Source organism: Saccharothrix sp. 6-C, from assembly GCF_016695385.1.
In the GTDB taxonomy this organism is placed as follows: Bacteria; Actinomycetota; Actinomycetes; order Mycobacteriales; family Pseudonocardiaceae; genus Actinosynnema; species Actinosynnema texasense.
In genome coordinates, this window is record NZ_CP064192.1 from 4,222,669 (window position 1) to 4,238,211 (window position 15,543).

General features: G+C 72.1%; 12 protein-coding genes. 5 read left to right on the forward strand and 7 right to left on the reverse strand.

What is annotated here, in order from left to right; all coding sequences use genetic code 11:
* Nucleotides 1-29: 29 nt before the first annotated feature.
* Nucleotides 30-914, forward strand: coding sequence for a Vgb family protein (locus tag IOD16_RS17890; protein ID WP_201440945.1), 885 nt, complete (start codon nucleotides 30-32; stop codon nucleotides 912-914).
* Here the strand turns inward: IOD16_RS17890 and IOD16_RS17895 are convergent, their stop codons facing one another.
* Complete coding sequence (locus IOD16_RS17895) at nucleotides 915-1,523, reverse strand: TetR/AcrR family transcriptional regulator (protein WP_123741769.1); 609 nt, start codon at nucleotides 1,521-1,523, stop codon at nucleotides 915-917.
* Nucleotides 1,524-1,668: 145 nt separating this feature from the next.
* Here IOD16_RS17895 and IOD16_RS17900 point away from each other — a divergent pair, with 145 nt between their 5' ends.
* Both IOD16_RS17900 and IOD16_RS17905 read left to right on the forward strand, forming a co-directional pair.
* Nucleotides 1,669-3,402, forward strand: coding sequence for an ABC transporter ATP-binding protein (locus IOD16_RS17900; RefSeq protein ID WP_123741770.1), 1,734 nt, complete (start codon nucleotides 1,669-1,671; stop codon nucleotides 3,400-3,402).
* The gene (locus tag IOD16_RS17905; RefSeq protein ID WP_123741771.1) at nucleotides 3,399-5,264 is read left to right on the forward strand and encodes an ABC transporter ATP-binding protein; all 1,866 of its coding nucleotides are present in this window, start codon (nucleotides 3,399-3,401) and stop codon (nucleotides 5,262-5,264) included. The genes IOD16_RS17900 and IOD16_RS17905 overlap by 4 nt, the downstream gene beginning before the upstream one ends.
* An 81-nt stretch (nucleotides 5,265-5,345) precedes the next feature.
* Here the strand turns inward: IOD16_RS17905 and IOD16_RS17910 are convergent, their stop codons facing one another.
* The 4 genes from IOD16_RS17910 to IOD16_RS17925 form a co-directional block, all read right to left on the reverse strand.
* The gene (locus IOD16_RS17910; RefSeq protein WP_201440946.1) at nucleotides 5,346-6,896 is read right to left on the reverse strand and encodes a S8 family peptidase; all 1,551 of its coding nucleotides are present in this window, start codon (nucleotides 6,894-6,896) and stop codon (nucleotides 5,346-5,348) included.
* Nucleotides 6,897-7,113: 217 nt separating this feature from the next.
* Complete coding sequence (locus tag IOD16_RS17915) at nucleotides 7,114-7,974, reverse strand: TIGR03619 family F420-dependent LLM class oxidoreductase (protein WP_201440947.1); 861 nt, start codon at nucleotides 7,972-7,974, stop codon at nucleotides 7,114-7,116.
* Nucleotides 7,975-8,071: 97 nt separating this feature from the next.
* Nucleotides 8,072-8,446 (reverse strand): STAS domain-containing protein, encoded by a 375-nt coding sequence (locus IOD16_RS17920; protein ID WP_201440948.1) that lies wholly within the window; start codon nucleotides 8,444-8,446, stop codon nucleotides 8,072-8,074.
* A gap of 195 nt (nucleotides 8,447-8,641) precedes the next feature.
* Nucleotides 8,642-9,757 (reverse strand): GDSL-type esterase/lipase family protein, encoded by a 1,116-nt coding sequence (locus tag IOD16_RS17925; RefSeq protein WP_236595069.1) that lies wholly within the window; start codon nucleotides 9,755-9,757, stop codon nucleotides 8,642-8,644.
* Between the two features lie 170 nt (nucleotides 9,758-9,927).
* On the opposite strand from IOD16_RS17925, the gene IOD16_RS17930 reads away from it, so the two are divergent.
* Nucleotides 9,928-11,220: a sensor histidine kinase gene (locus IOD16_RS17930; protein ID WP_201440949.1), complete on the forward strand. Its 1,293-nt coding sequence runs from the start codon at nucleotides 9,928-9,930 to the stop codon at nucleotides 11,218-11,220.
* Nucleotides 11,184-11,849, forward strand: a complete 666-nt coding sequence (locus IOD16_RS17935) for a response regulator transcription factor (RefSeq protein ID WP_123741778.1) — start codon at nucleotides 11,184-11,186, stop codon at nucleotides 11,847-11,849. The genes IOD16_RS17930 and IOD16_RS17935 overlap by 37 nt, the downstream gene beginning before the upstream one ends.
* A 58-nt stretch (nucleotides 11,850-11,907) precedes the next feature.
* Here IOD16_RS17935 and IOD16_RS17940 read toward each other — a convergent pair whose 3' ends face one another.
* Complete coding sequence (locus IOD16_RS17940) at nucleotides 11,908-14,475, reverse strand: ABC transporter permease (RefSeq protein WP_201440950.1); 2,568 nt, start codon at nucleotides 14,473-14,475, stop codon at nucleotides 11,908-11,910.
* The gene (locus IOD16_RS17945) at nucleotides 14,475-15,242 is read right to left on the reverse strand and encodes an ABC transporter ATP-binding protein (protein ID WP_236595070.1); all 768 of its coding nucleotides are present in this window, start codon (nucleotides 15,240-15,242) and stop codon (nucleotides 14,475-14,477) included. Before IOD16_RS17945 ends, IOD16_RS17940 begins: the two co-directional genes overlap by 1 nt.
* Nucleotides 15,243-15,543: the final 301 nt, after the last annotated feature.

Below are 15,543 nucleotides of genomic sequence, written 5' to 3' on the forward strand. Positions count from 1 at the left end.
AACCGAGTTCCAGGAGTTGGACGACCCGCATGCCACCCACTGTCGAGACCCACGTCGTGGCCGACCGCGACAGCGGCCCGTACGCGATCGCCACCGGCCCGGACGACGCGCTCTGGTACACCCTCGTCTCAGCCGGCGGGATCGGCCGGCTGGTGCCCGGCGAGCCGCCGACCAGGCACGACCTCGACCCCGACAGCCGGCCGACGATCATCGTCACCGGCCCGGACGACGCGCTCTGGTTCACCCAGTACCAGGCCCACCGGATCGGCCGGATCACCACCGGCGGCGAGATCACCGAGTTCGCGCCGCCCACCCCGGACTGCGGCCCCTACGGCATCACGCCGGGTCCGGACGGCGCGCTCTGGTTCACCGAGGCCAACGCCGACCGCATCGGCCGGATCACCACCGATGGCGACATCACGGAGTTCCCGCTGCCGCTCACCGGCGCGTTCCCCTCGGGCATCACCTCGGGCCCGGACGGCGCGCTGTGGTTCACGCTCAACCAGGCCGACGCCATCGGCCGGATCACCGCGGCCGGCGACGTCACCGTCCACCCGCTCCCCGCGGGCGCGGCGGGACCGGTCGGCCTCTGCGCCGGCCCGGACGACGCCCTCTGGTTCGTGGAGATCGCCGCCGGCCGGATCGGCCGGATCACCACTCACGGCGAGGTCACCGAGTTCCCGCTCCCCGACCCCGCCGCACGCCCGCACGCCATCGTCGCGGACGGCCGCGGCGACCTCTGGTTCACCGAGTGGGGCGCCAACCGCGTCGGCGTGATCACCACCGACGGCTCCGTCGAGTCGCACGCGCTGCCCGCGGACCACTCGGAACCGCACGGCATCGCGGTGGGCCCCGACGGCGCGCTGTGGATCGCCCTGGAGACCGGCGCCCTGGCCCGCGTCACCCGAAGCTGATCAGCCGTCCTGCCGAAGCGCCGCCAAACCGTGCAGCAACGGCACGTACACGTCGTCCACCAGTGACGCCACGGCCTCCTCGGTCAGCGGCGCCCCGCAGGTCATCGACTCGTTGCGGATGAGGTCCAGCGGCAGCCGTTGGACCCGGTGCGGCACGTCGACCGGTGGCAGTTCGGCGCGGGCCACCGCCTTGTCGACGATCGTCCGCACGGCGTCGGTCAGCGGCGAGGGGTTGGCCAGGCGCTCGCCCAGCAGCGCCGCCACCTCGGGGTGCCGGAACGCCTCGCCCATCACCCCGGCCACCATCTCGTTCATCATCGAGTCGGCCCGGCGGGCGATGCGGCCGAACAGGGTGCGCAGGTCGCCGCGCAGGGTCCCGGTGTCGGGGGTCTCCGGCTCCACCGGCAGGTTGCGGAACCACGCGGCCAGCACCAGCTCCGCCCGACCGCCCCAGCGCCGGTAGATGACCGGTTTGCTCGTTCCCGCCCGGGTGGCCACTGCCTCTATGGTGAACCGCGCGTAGCCGACTTCGCGCAGCTCGGCCCAGGCCGCGTCCAGGATGGCCTGCTCCAGCTGCGCCCCACGTCGGCGCGACTTCACCACCGTCACCCTGCTCCTGCCCCTTCACCGAACCCGCCGACGAACCCGCCACCGGACCAAGCCTTTACCGAGCCTTTAGATACTTTGCGTTTCTTATCGCGCGGGTCTATCTTCGCACACGTTAGACACGATCCGTTTCTTATGGGGGAAACCGTTGCTCAGCCGCTTGCTGCGTACCCACCTGCGGCCGTACAGACGCGAACTGACGGTCGTGCTCGTGCTACAGCTGATCGGCACCGTCGCCTCGCTGTACCTGCCGAGCCTCAACGCCGACATCATCGACTTCGGCATCGCCGCCGGTGACACCGGCTACATCCTGTCCACCGGCGGCTGGATGGTCGGCGTGTCCGTCATCCAGATCCTCTCCTCGATCGGCGCGGTCTACTTCAGCGCGAGGGTGGCGATGAGCTTCGGCCGCGACGTGCGCGCGGCCGTCTTCCACCGAGTCGGCGAGTTCTCCGCGCGCGAGGTCGCCACGCTGGGCCCGTCGTCGCTGATCACCCGCACCACCAACGACGTGCAGCAGGTCCAGCTGCTCGTGGTGATGGGCTGCACCATGCTGGTCAACGCGCCGATCATGTGCGTGGCGGGCATCGTCATGGCGCTGCGCGAGGACGTCGGCCTGTCGTGGCTGCTGGTCGTCTGCGTGCCCGCGCTGGCGATCGCGGTCGGCCTGATCGTGATCCGCATGGTGCCGCAGTTCCGGCAGATGCAGGAGCGCATCGACGAGGTCAACCGGGTGCTGCGCGAGCAGCTGGCCGGCATCCGCGTGGTCCGGGCGTTCGTCCGGGAACGCGCCGAGACCCAGCGCTTCGCCGACGTCAACGGCGCGCTCACGGAGACCACGCTGCGCGTCGGCCGGCTCCAGGCGCTGATCTTCCCCGTGGTGATGCTGCTGCTCAACGCCTCCAGCGTGGCCGTGCTGTGGTTCGGCGCGTTCCGCGTGGACACCGGCGAGATGCAGATCGGCGCGCTGACGGCGTTCCTGAGCTACCTGATGCAGATCCTCATGGCGGTCATGTTCGCGACCTTCATCTCGATGATGATCCCGCGTGCCGCGGTGAGCGCCGAGCGGATCAACGAGGTGCTGGAGACCGACTCGTCGGTCCTGCCGCCCGCCGCGCCGCTGCTCGACCTGCCCACGCGGGTCTCGGTGGAGTTCCGCGGCGCGGAGTTCCGCTACCCGGGCGCGGACGAGCCGGTGCTGCGCGACATCAGCTTCCGCGCCGAGCCCGGTCACCGCACGGCGATCATCGGCAGCACCGGCACCGGCAAGACGACGCTGCTCAACCTCGTGCCCAGGCTGATCGACGTGACCGGCGGCGGTGTGCTCGTCAACGGCACCGACGTCCGCGAGATCGACACCGACACGCTGTGCGCGCGCATCGGGCTGGTGCCGCAGCGCCCGTACCTGTTCACCGGCACGGTCGCGTCCAACCTCCGCTACGGCAAACCGGACGCCACCGACGAGGAGCTGTGGGAGGCGTTGGAGATCGCCCAGGCGCGGGACTTCGTGGAGGCCATGCCGAACGGGCTCGACTCGGAGATCGCCCAGGGTGGCACGAACGTCTCCGGCGGCCAGCGGCAGCGGCTCTCCATCGCCCGCGCGCTGGTCCGCAAGCCGGACGTCTACCTGTTCGACGACGCGTTCTCGGCGCTCGACCTGTCCACCGACGCGCGGCTGCGCGCCGCGCTGCGACCGCACACGCGGGACGCGGTCGTGGTCGTCGTCGCCCAGCGCGTGTCCACGATCCTGGACGCCGACCGGATCGTGGTGCTCGACGGCGGCAACGTCGTCGGCATCGGCACCCACCACGAACTGCTGGACTCGTGCCCCACCTACGTGGAGATCGTCGAGTCGCAGCTGACCTCGGAGCAGGCCGCATGAGCACCACGACCCCTCCCCGTCCCGCCACCCCGCCACCGCCCCGCATGGGCGGCGGCATGCCCGGCATGGGCATGCCGATGGGCAAGGCGGAGAACTTCGGCCCGTCCGCGCGCCGGCTCGTCGCGCGGATGCGCCGCGAGCGGGTCGCCCTGCTGGCCGTGGTCGTGCTCGGCGTCATCAGCGTCGCGTTCTCCGTGGCCGGGCCGAAGATCCTCGGCCACGCCACCGACATCATCTTCGAGGGCGTGCTGGGCCGGATGCGCGGCACGGCGGGGGCGGGCATCGACTTCGCCGCGCTCGCCGAGGTCCTGATGTGGGTGATGGGCCTGTACCTGGTCTCGTCGCTGTTCGGCTGGTGGCAGGGCCGCGTGCTGAACAACGTGGTGCAGCGCTTCGTGTTCCGGCTGCGCTCCGACGTCGAGGACAAGATCCACCGGCTGCCGCTGCGCTACTTCGACGGCCAGCCCCGCGGTGAGCTGCTGTCCCGCGTCACCAACGACATCGACAACGTGTCGACCACGTTGACGCAGACGCTGAGCCAGCTGCTCACGTCGCTGCTGACGGTCATCGGCGTGCTGGTGATGATGCTGACCATCTCGCCGCTGCTGACGCTGATCGCACTGCTGCTGATCCCGATCTCGGTGGTGGCGACCGGGCGGATCCGCAAGCGGTCGCAGGCGTTGTTCGTGGCCCAGTGGAAGCACACCGGCGCGTTGAACGCGCACATCGAGGAGGCGTTCACCGGCCACCAGCTGGTCAAGGTCTTCGGCCGGCAGCGCGAGTCGGAGGCGGAGTTCAAGCGCCGCAACGACGAGCTGCTCGGTTCGGCGATGGGCGCGCAGTTCGTGTCCGGCCTGATCATGCCGATGATGATGTTCCTGTCGAACGTCAGCTACGTGGCCGTGGCGGTGGTCGGCGGCCTGCGCATCACGTCCGGCTCGATGAGCCTGGGCGAGGTGCAGGCGTTCATCCAGTACTCCCGCCAGTTCACCCAGCCGTTGACGCAGGTGGCGTCGATGGCGAACCTGATGCAGTCCGGCGTCGCGTCGGCCGAGCGGGTGTTCGAGCTGCTCGACGCCGAGGAGCAGGAGCCGGACCCGGCGGAGGCGTCGCTGCCCGCCGAGCGCCGGGGCCGGGTGGAGTTCGAGCACGTGAGCTTCTCCTACCGGGCCGAGCAGCCGCTGATCGAGGACCTGTCCCTGGTCGCCGAGCCGGGGCAGACGGTCGCCATCGTCGGCCCGACCGGCGCGGGCAAGACCACGCTGGTCAACCTGATCATGCGGTTCTACGAGCTGGACGCGGGCCGCATCACGCTGGACGGGGTGGACATCACCGCGTTGAAGCGGGAGGACCTGCGGTCGCAGACCGGCATGGTGCTGCAGGACACGTGGCTGTTCGGCGGCACGATCCGGGACAACATCGCCTACGGCAACTCCGCCGCCACCGAGGAGGAGATCATCGCCGCGGCCCGCGCCACCTACGTGGACCGGTTCGTGCGCACGTTGCCGGACGGGTACGACACCGTCATCGACGAGGAGGCGACCAACGTCAGCGCCGGCGAGAAGCAGCTGCTGACCATCGCGCGGGCGTTCCTGGCCAACCCGTCGCTGCTCATCCTGGACGAGGCGACCAGTTCGGTGGACACCCGCACGGAGTCGTTGGTGCAGCACGCCATGGCGGCCCTGCGGTCGTCGCGGACGAGCTTCGTCATCGCCCACCGGCTGTCGACCATCCGGGACGCCGACGTGATCCTGGTGATGGAGTCGGGGCAGATCGTGGAGCAGGGCAGCCACGACGAGCTGATGGCCGCCGAAGGCGCTTACCACCGCCTCTACGCGGCCCAGTTCGCCGCCGCGGTCTGACACCCGCCTCGGCGGTGGCCCGGGGTCCGGGTCACCGCCGAGGGCGTGGTCACGGCCCGGTCATCGCCGGGCGGTCGTCGGTCAGTCGAGGAAGTAGCCCAGGTTGCCCTCGGTGATCTGGCCTTCGCAGTTCGAGTCGTAGGACTCCATGTGGTCGCCGTTGTTCCGCACCAGGCAGCGGTAGATCGGGTGGCTGCCGGCGACCTGGCCGTCGTGCGCGTAGCCGAGCAGGCCGACGCGGGTCTGGCCCTCGCAGTTCACGTCGTACGAGGTGAAGTTGTCCCAGCCGATCGAGCAGCGGTACAGCGGGTGGGTGCCCGCGGCCTGGCCGGTCAGGAGTCGGCCCAGGGACGCCTCGACCACGTAGCCCGAGGGCGCGCCGGTGACCGAGGTGAGGTGGTCGCCGCGCCCGCCGACGTAGCGGATCGCCGTGACGGTCGACGGGCCGCCGGTCGTGGCGCCCGTGTAGAGCAGGCGGTTCGGCGAGCCCGCGCCCGCGTCGGTGATCTTGTTCGGCGTCGAGGCGTTGACGAGCGCGGCCTGGACGGTCGCCGGCGCGTCACCGGGATGCGTGGCCAGGTACAGCGCGGCGGCGCCCGCGACGTGCGGCGCGGCCATCGAGGTGCCGCTGATGGTGTTCGTGGCGGTGTCGTTGGTGTGCCACGACGAGGTGATGTTCAGGCCCGGCGCGAAGATGTCGGTGCACGTGCCGTAGTTGGAGAACGACGCCCGCGCGTCGGTGATGGTCGAGGCGTTGACCGTGACCGCCTCGCGGACCAGCGCCGGGCTGTAGCCGCACGCGTCGGCGCTGGAGTTGCCGGACGCCAGGGAGTACGTGACGCCGGAGGCGATGGAGTTGCGCACCGCCGCCTCCAGGGGCGCGGTGGCCGCGGAGGCGGGCGCGCCGAGGCTCATGTTCGCCACCGCGGGCTTCACCGCGTTCGCGGTCACCCAGTCGACCCCGCTGATCACCTGGGCGAACGTGCCGGAGCCCGCGCAGTTGAGCACGCGCACGGCGACCAGCTGCACCGCCTTGGCGACGCCGTACTGGCTGCCGCCGACGGTGCCCGCCACGTGGGTGCCGTGACCGTTGCAGTCGGTGTTGGTGCCGTCCACCGCGTCGTAGCCCCACGACGCCCGGCCGCCGAACGTCGAGTGGGTGGTCCGGATGCCGGTGTCGAGGATGTACGCGCGCACGTTCGCCGCGCCCGTGTCGTAGCTGTAGGACGAGTTCAGCGGCAGGTCGCGCTGGTCGATGCGGTCGAGCCCCCACGACGGCGGGTTCGGCTGCGTGTCGACCGCCTCGACCACGCCGTCCTCGCTGACGGACCGCACGGCGGGGTCCGCGGCCAGTCTTCTCGCTTCCCGTTCACTGGCGCTGACGGCGAAGCCGCGCAACGCGTGCCGCCACGTGGCCGTGACCGTGCCGCCGTGCTTGGCGGTGAGGTCGGCGGCCTGGGTGCTCACCTCGTCCTTCAGCACCACCAGGTAGTGCCCCGGCACGGCCGTGCCGGCGGCGGCGAGCTTGATGTCGCCCGCCGCGGCGCCCGCCGGTGGCGCGCCGACCAGCAGACCGGTGGTGAGCGCCACCGCGCCCAGCACCCCGTTGACCGCGAAGACCTTGCGCTTCATCGAAACCTCCGCAGGGTTGAGATCCGACCACCGAGCGTGACACGGTGCTCGGCGCCGCGGGGCAGACCGGTGCGGCAGCCCGAAGGACGGCGTCGCAGGGACGTGACCGGGCACGGCCGAAGGGCGTCCGGCGTCGTCGCCATCCGCCGTGCGCGCCTGCTGCGAACGGCCGGCGACGCGTGGCACGAATGGTCGTCACGTGCCGCGCCGGACGTCCTCACCGGCCGGGGAGGCCGAACCTCTCCGCGAACGCCGACAACTGGTCCCGCTGCTCACCGGGGTCCGCGCTGGTCGCGCTCACCACGACCCGGGTCACGCCCTGCGCCGCGAACGCCGCCGCCGTGTCCGTGGACATCCCGATGGAGCCCCACCTCGTGTAGTCCAGCGCGGCCGGGTCACGACCGGCCTCGACCGCCGTCGCCCGCACGAGGTCCCACTGGAGCGCGCGTTCGTCGGGTGTCAGCGCCCCGCCCGGGAAGTACCCGTCACCGCGGCGGCCGGCGCGGCGTGCGGCGGCCCGGCTCGAACCGCCGACGTGGATCGGCAGGTGCGCCACCCCGAGCGGTTTCGGGAAGCTGCACAGGTCCTCGAAGGCGAAGAACTCCCCCGAGAAGCCCACGCCCTCCTCGCCGCCCGCCCACAGCGACCGCAGCACGTCGATCGCCTCGTCGGCGCGGCGGCCGCGCGTGCCGAAGTCCACCCCGATCGCCCTCGCCTCGCCCGGCAACGTGCCCAGCCCCACGGTCAGCAGCCGCATCCGGCCCTTCGACAGCACGTCGACGGTCGCCAGGCGCTTGGCCAGGACGACCGGGTGGTGGTAGGGCAGCAGCAGCACGCCCGTGCCGAGCAGGATCCGCCGGGTCGCCGAGGCGACGAAGGCCAGGCAGTCGAGCGGGTCGGCGTAGGGCAGCCCCGGCGGGATCTCGTGCCCGCCGACCGCCGCGCCGGGGTACACCGCGATGTGCTCCGGGAGGTACAGCGCCTCGAAGCCGCACTCCTCCGCGTGCCGGGCGTGGGCGACGAGCCGGTCGGGGTCCACGCCGAAGTACGGCGTGCTGTAGCTGACGGCGAACTTCATCGGGCGGTCCTCATGCACGCCGACCGTAGGCGTTGACGCTGGCGTCAAGGCAACACCTGCCCTGCCGTGCCCCGGCGGAGCACGGCAGGGCAGGTCGTCAGCCCACCAGCAGCAGGTGCCGCGAGGCGCCGGCCGTGGCCGCCTCTTCCGCTTCCGCGGGGAAGTCGTGCAGGTGCAGCGAGTCGGCCACCCCCGCCGCGTCCAGCACCTGGCGGACCATCGGCGTCACCACCACGTGCAGCCCGCCCCTCCGGCTCGCCGCGGCCAGCGCCGCCGCGCCGGCCGACGAGAAGAAGGAGACGTCGCTCAGGTCCACCACCACGCCACCCGGAGCCCCCGCCACGCCGGCCAGGCGCTCTTGCAGCACGTGGACCGTCCCGGTGTCGACACAGCCTCGCACCACCAGCACCGAGGCCGACCCCAGCCGCTTGAGCGACACGACCACGCCGCCATCGGCAATCTGCAGACCCATTCCACCCCTCGCCCATCACGGCAGTGCCGTCCGCGAATCGGAACGCCGGCGGACACCGGCCTGGTACCGGTTCCCTGCTTCGTGATCCGGCAAACCTCGACAATCGGGTGACGTGCCGGCCGGTCGGACCCGGCCCTGGTCGGGCGGTCGGGCGGGCGGCGGGTCACCGGACCCCGAAGGCCACGTGCCTTCGGGTCAGCGGTCGAGCCGGAGGTCGCCGTCCGGGGTGGGCACGCACCTCGCCGTCGCCGCGTCGGTGGTCAGGAACTCGCGCAGGCAGGACGCGAACCGGGCGTGACCCGCGGCCGTGGGGTGGAACGACTGCTGGACCAGGTGCGGCAGCACGTCGGCGGGTGTGCCGACGCGCAGGGCCCGGGGGTCGACCGTCAGGCCGCGCTGCCACTCGCCGCTCCGGTCGTCGCCGCCGCTGCACGCCTCGCGGCCCTCGGTGGCCCGGGACAGGTCCAGGAAGCGGGCGTCCGCCCCGCCCGCCACCTCGCGCAGCGCGTCCGCCAGCTGCGGCACGGCTTCGAGGCGGCCGTAGGCCGCGTCGTCGAGCTTCAGCGGGCAGCCGTCGACCCCGTGCCCGGCGCGGTCCATCTTCTCCGTCACCGGGGAGGCGTAGGACAACACCACCAGCTCGTAGTCCTCGTCCCGGTAGCCGGCGTCGCGCAACACCGTCCGGACGTCGGTCAGCACCGCCGCGACCTTCGGGCGCATCGCGGTCAGCCTCTCAGGCCACTCCTCGCGCAGCGACGTGCGGCAGCCCCGGCCGAACGGGTTCAGCCAGGCGATCACGCAGTCCACCATCGTGTCGCCGAAGCGCGGGTCGTCGTTCGCCCCGGTCTGCACCACGACGGTGGTGACCCGGTAGCGCTTCGCCAGGTCGGCGAGCCGCCGCACCTGCGAGCCCTCCGCGTGGTGCACGGCGTCGCCGAGGGCGACGTCGGCGGAGGTGGCGCCGGAGCACGCCAGGTTCACCGCCCGGTCGGCCACGGCCAGCTTGTGCACCAGCGCCTCGGTCGAGCGATGGCACCAGTTGCCGTTCTCGCCGTCGGTGCCGGGTTCGTACGAGCCCGCTCCCTCGCCCGCCAGGACGCTGTCGCCGAGGGCCACCGCGGCCGTCGGGCGCTCGTCCGCCGCCGGCACCTCCGACGCGGTCAGCGCCATCCCGGCCGCCACCCCGATCGCCAGCCCCAGGGCGATGCCGATCACCGCGCGCAGCAACGCGTTCCCTCCCCCTCCCCTACCCCCGGACCCGACCGTAGAGACGTCCTCGACCAGCGACAAGGAGCTGAACGGCTCGGACATCGGCTACCGAGCGTGACCTCCGGACGGCCCGGCCCGCGACCGGCGGGACCACCGGGGACGCACCTGCCCCGACCGCCGCCGGACACCGCTAGGCTTGCGGCAGAGGATCGCTTCGGCGTTGTCCCCGCGTGGGTTCCGGGGCGGCGTCGCGGCCCGACAGGCGGAGCACGATGAGCACCTCGGCCACCGGCCGCCACCGCACGGCGCTGCGCGCGACCGGGCACGGGTTGTTGCTGTGCGTGAACGCCATGGCCGGCCTGGCCGCATTCATTGTCACGGCGATGTCGCTGGCCTTCCTGCTGCTAGGGGTGGGGGTGGTGCTCCTGCCCGCCGCACTGGGCCTGCTGCGCGCGACCGCGAACTGGGGCCGCCGGCTGGCCGGCGGCGCCGGCGAGCCCATCCCGACGCCCTACCTCCCGCGCCCCGACCCCGGCGAACGCGCGATGCTGGGCCTGGTGCACCGCGTGCACTGGCTGCTCACCGACCCGGCGACCTGGCGGGACCTGCTGTGGGCGCTGCTCAACACGCTCATCGGCTTCGTCCTGGGCATGGTCCCGATCACGGTGCTCGGCTACGCCGTCGAGGGCCTGCTGATCGCCGGCGGGCTGTGGATACCGCTGCGGAAGGCGGACATCGACCTCTGGTACACCTTCGTGCCGCTGACGGACTGGCGCTTCGCCGCGCTGGCCGGGCTGATCGGCCTGGCGGTGCTGGTGCTCTGGCTCGGCGCCGCCCCGCTCGCGGTCAAGGCGCACGCCCTGATGACGCGGGCGCTGCTGTCGCCCACCCAGCGGTCCAAGCTGGCCGCCCGGCTCCGGGCGCTGTCCGAGACCCGGCACGAGATCATCGACATCCAGGCCGCCGAGCTGCGTCGCATCGAGCGCGACCTGCACGACGGCGCCCAGGCCAGGCTCGTCGCCATCGGTCTCAAGCTCGGCGCGGCCAACCGCTACCTGGAGTCCGATGTGGACAAGGTGCGCACCCTGCTCGCCGAGGCGAGCGACGCGTCGGTGAAGGCGCTGGAGGAACTGCGCAACCTGGTGCGCGGCATCCACCCGCCGGTGCTGGCCGAACGCGGCCTCGGGCCGGCGATCCACGCGTTGGCGCTGGAGAGCCCGCTGGACGTCGAGCTGGAACTCGAGCTGCCGCACCGCCTCTACCCGCCGATCGAGTCGGCCGCCTACTTCGCGGTGTCGGAACTGCTGACCAACGCGGCCAAGCACGCCGACCCCCAGCAGGTCGCGATCACCGCCCGGATCACCGGCGACCTGCTGCGCATCGTCGTCCGGGACGACGGGCGCGGTGGCGCGAACATGGGTGACGGCACGGGTTTGCGGGGGATCGCGCGGAGGTGCGCGACCTTCGACGGTAGCCTTGAAGTCCGAAGCCCGGTCGGAGGACCGACCGTCGCGACCCTGGAGCTGCCGTGCGCGTCGTCCTCGCAGAGGATCTCTACCTCCTGAGGCAGGGGTTGGTCCAGCTGCTCGAAGCGGAGGGCTTCGAGATCGTCGCGGCCGTGGCCAACGGGCCCGAGTTGCTGCGCGTGCTGGTGGACGAGCGCCCGGACGTCGCCGTGGTGGACGTCCGGTTGCCGCCGACGTTCACCGACGAGGGCATCCAGGCCGCGCTGGAGGCCCGCCGCCAGGTGCCCGGCCTGCCGGTGCTCGTGCTGTCCCAGCACGTGGAGAGCCTGTACGCGCGCGAGCTGCTGGCCGACGGCGCGGGCGGGATCGGTTACCTGCTCAAGGATCGGGTGTTCAACAGCGACCAGTTCGTGGACGCGGTGCGCCGGGTCGCCGACGGCGGCACGTCGATGGACCCGCAGGTGATCTCCCGGCTGCTGGCGGGCAACGCGCGGCGCGAGCCGCTGGCCGCGTTGACCCAGCGGGAGCGCGAGGTGCTGTCCCTGATGGCCGAGGGGTGCTCGAACGCGGCGGTGGCGCAGCGGTTGACCATCAGCCAGGGAGCGGTCGCCAAGTACACCACCAACATCTTCACCAAGCTCGACATCGTGCAGTCCGACGACCACAACCGCCGGGTGCTGGCCGTGCTGGCCTACCTCAACACCCCGAAGGACGCCGCCGGGGCCTGAACGGGGTGGGCAGCGCCCCGCGGCGGGGGTTCCCGCGGGACGCTGCCGGGCCGGTCGGTCAGTCGACGGCTCGCGCGGCTTCCGCCGCCGGCACGTCGAGCAACTTGCGCGCCGGGAGCAGCGTCGCGCCCAGGGCCAGCACGATCGAGGCCGCGGCGACCGCGATGAAGATGAACACCGAGCCGGACGGGACCGGTCGCCCGAGCACCACCGCGCTGAACGGGATCAGCGTGGCCAGCGAGGCGATCGTGCCGAGCACGATGCCGATGATCGCCACCACCGAGGCCTCCGCGGCGAGCATCCTCATCACCTGCTTGGGCGTGGACCCGATCAACCGCTGCACGCCCAGCTCCCGCTTGCGCGCCGCGGTCGCCATCACCAGCGTGTTGGTCACGGAGATGAGGGTGTAGCCGGTGATCACGCCGATCAGCATGTAGTTCACCCAGGTCTGGGTCCGGGTGCCCTCGGCGAAGCCGGCGATGGTGTCCCGGTCGCCGACGACCGCTCCGGGCACGCTCGCGACCTGCCGGGTCACCGTCGCCGCCAGGTCGTCGGGGTCGACGCCGTCCCGGCCCGCGACGAGGATCTGCCGCACCATGCCGGTGGTGGAGTGCGCCGCGACGAGGGCCGCCGGGGCGACGATCATCTCGTAGCCCTCCTTGGCCTCGAAGAGCGCCACGACCTCGACCTCCGCCTGCCGCCCGTCACCCATCCGCAGGGTCACCGAGTCCCCGATGTCGACGCCCATGTCCGCCGCCTGCACGGTGGGCAGCGCGGCCGTGTCGCCGGACAACCGACCCAGGTCTCCGCGCACCGGGGTGATGCCGGTGATCAGCGACGCGTTCTGCGCGTCCACGCCCTGGATGGGCCACGGGCTGGCCACGTGCGAGCCGTCGTAGGGCTTGTCGATCCAGCCCGCGCTGGTGATGTACCGCGACGCCGCTTCGACGCCCTCGACCGACCGCACCCGGTCGACCACGTCCGGCGCGAGACCGCCGATCGTCGAGGACACCACGGCTTCGGCGCGCAGCGGCTCGGTGAACCAGCGCGCCGCCGCGGCCTCCTGGGTGGAGGAGGTGTAGAAGTTCGCCAGCGCGATGCCGACCATGAGCATGATCGGGGTGACCGCGGCGGCCATCCGCACGTTGCGCAGCCGCAGGTTCGCGTTCGCCAGGTAGCCGGAGATGCCCGCGGCCGCGCGGACCGGGCCCGCCAGCAGCTTGGCGAACAGCTTGGTGAACCCCGGCGCGAGCAGCGCCAGCGAGATCGCCCAGGCCATCACCGCCGGACCCGCGGTGGCCGACGCCACCGGACCCGACATCACCGCGCCGGTCACGATGAACAGCGCGACGCCGATGCCGAAGAACAGGAACGCGAACAGCACGCGCCAGAAGCTCAGCCACCGCCGCTGCACGGACGCCTCGGCCAGTGCCGTGGCCGGGCTCACCTTGGCCGCGCGGGAACTGGTGATGCGCGCCGCGATCAGGGTGGTCACCAGGGCGACCCCCGGGCCGATCAGGTAGGCCAGGAAACCCTGGTGGAACTGCACCACCGGTGAGATGACGCCGTTGTCGGACATGATGGAGAACAGGAACGGCCCGATCAGCATCCCGGGCACGCAGCCGAGCGCCGCGGCGATGATCGCGATGAAGAACGCCTCGCCGATGACCATCCGCCGCACCTGGCGCGGTGTCGCGCCGATCGCGCGCAGCGTCGCCAGCTCACGGGTGCGCTGCTGCACCGAGAGCCCGAGGGTGCTGGACACCACGAACATCGCGATGAAGATCGCCATGCCGGCGAACACCGCGGCGAGCGGGATCAGCTGCGCCCGGCCGCCGACGGCTTCGGGGTGCTCGGCCACGCCCCGGTCGTCTTCGGTGAGCACCGTGTACGGCCTGCCGTCGAGCTTCTCCTCCAGCGTCTCCGCCAGGGCGTCGACGTCCGTGCCGGGCTTGAGGAACAGCCCGTAGGAGCTGACCTGGTCACCGTGCTCGCCGAGGTCGCCCATGGCGGAGGAGGCGAAGAACAGCAGGGACTGCGCGTCCTCGCCCGCCGCGGGGACCAGGCCGGTGAGCCGGAAGTCCTCGACCACGCCCTTGGTCGAGACCTGCACCCGGTCGCCGACCTTCGCGCCGGCGGCGGACGCGGTGGCCGCGTCCAGCACGACGTCCCGCTCGTCCTTCGGCTCGTCGCCGTCGGTCAGCTCGAACGGTCCGAGGACGGCGGAAGCCCAGTCGTGGCCCCACGACTGGGCGCCGACCACCACGGGCTGCCCGTCGCGCACGACGGTCGCGGCGATGTTCGCCTCACCGACGACGCGCTCCACGCCGGCCACGCCCGCCAGTTCGCCGGCGAGCGCCGGGTCCAGCCACTGGCGTTCGACGAGGGCGACGGTCTTCATGTCCTTGAGGTCGTTCGGGTCCTCCTTGGGGACCGTGTACGCCTGCTGGCCGCTGATCACGATCGGCGCGGCGGCGAGGCGCTCCGGCGGCACCGCGATCCGGATGCCGGTCTCCATCAGACCGGCGCAGGCCACCACCAGCGCGGAGCCCAGCAGGACCGCGATGAACGTCGCGACGAAGCTCTGCCTGCGGTGGCGCAGCGTCGCGAGAGCCACTTCCCACATCAGTAGTAACCCCTCTTGCCGCTCTGGCCGGCGCCGTAGGTCCGGCGCGGCTGCTCGACCAGCGCGGTCAGGTGGGTCATCCGGTCGGCCACCGCCTCCGGGGTGGGGTTGCGGATCTCCCCGGCGATCTGGCCGTCGATGAGGAACACCACGCCGTCGGCGTACGAGGCGGCCACCGGGTCGTGGGTGACCATGACGATGGTCTGGCCGGTCACCATGACGGACTCGCGCAGCAGGTCGAGGACCTCGGCCGCGGTGCGGGTGTCCAGGGCGCCGGTGGGCTCGTCGGCGAAGACCACCGCCGGTTCGGTCACCACGGCGCGGGCGATCGCGACGCGCTGCTGCTGGCCGCCGGACAGCTCGCCGGGCAGGTGCTTGAGCCGCTGCTCCAGGCCCACCCGGCGGATCACGTCCGCCACCCGGTTGCGGTCGACCCGCCGGCCGGCCAGCTTGAGCGGCAACGTGACGTTCTGCTCGATGGTGAGCGCGGGCAGCAGGTTGAAGCTCTGGAAGATGAACCCGACCTTCTCGCGGCGCAGCTCGGTCAGGGCGACCTCGTTCTTGCCGGTGAGGTCGACGCCGTCCAGGAGCACCCGGCCGGCCGAGGGCTGGTCCAGCCCGGCCGCGGTCTGCAGCAGGGTGGACTTGCCCGAGCCCGACGGGCCCATCACGGCGGTGAAGCTGCCGTAGTCGAACTGCATGTCGATGCCCCGCAGGGCTTCCACCGCGCTGTCCCCGTTGCCGTACGTCTTGCGCACGGCCTCCATGCGGACTGCAGCTCGGGGCCCACCGCTGCTCTCCACTCGCTCAGGGCGCCTGCCGAACATCATCACTCCTGGTTCCGGTCCTGGTTGTCGTTCATGACAAAAACTATTGGCGGCGGGCGTTGCGTCCTATGGCCCTAGGAACACAGTTGAGGTGGGCCTAGACCTACCCGGCGCTCCCGGGCCGCCGCGGGCGGTCGGACCGCGGCGACGGCCGCCGGCTCCGCGACCGCGCCGGACGCCCTGACAAGTCACGCGATGGGCGCTCCACCGGGACGTCGGCCCGGTGTCCGACGCCCCGTGC